Annotated in this window: 1 protein-coding gene; it reads left to right on the forward strand. The window is 59.9% G+C overall.

From position 1 onward, the window contains the following. On the forward strand, positions 1-621 hold a 621-nt coding region (locus tag J1G35_RS30640; protein WP_223016877.1), incomplete at both ends, for a hypothetical protein.

Raw genomic sequence — 621 nt, forward strand, 5'->3', positions numbered from 1 at the left:
CCGATGAAGAAACACCACGCGAAGGCCTGACTGTTTCCTTCACCGGCAACAGCAACGTAGACGGCTACTACAGCCTGTCCGGCAACAACGTCGTACTGACCCAGAAGGGTGCTGACTTCGTTAACGCCGGCAATCAACTGCCGAAAATCGACCTGACCGTCACCGACCCTGATGGCGCCAGTTCCAACGGCACCGGCCAGCCGACCGTCACCCTGCACAACGACATCCCGGTGATCAGCATCGCGGCGAATACCCTCGATGAGAACGCCGCTAAGGCGGGTACTGTCGCCGGTACTTTCACGGCCTCCGACGAAGAAACGCCGCGCACGGGTCTGACGATCACCTTCACCGGCAACAGCAACGTAGACGGTTACTACAGCCTGTCTGGCAATAACGTTGTACTGACCCAGAAGGGCGCCGACTTCGTTAACGCCGGCAACCAACTGCCGAAGATCGACCTGACCGTCACCGACCCTGAAGGCCTGAACTCTCACAGCACTGGGCAGCCGTCTGTCATCCTGCACAACGACGTGCCGGTGATCAGCATCGCGGCGAATACCCTCGATGAGAACGCCGTTAAGGCGGGTACTGTCGCCGGTACCTTCACGGCCACCGACGAAG

Origin of the sequence: Pseudomonas sp. SH10-3B (assembly GCF_019891415.1) — a bacterium.
Lineage (GTDB): Bacteria > Pseudomonadota > Gammaproteobacteria > Pseudomonadales > Pseudomonadaceae > Aquipseudomonas.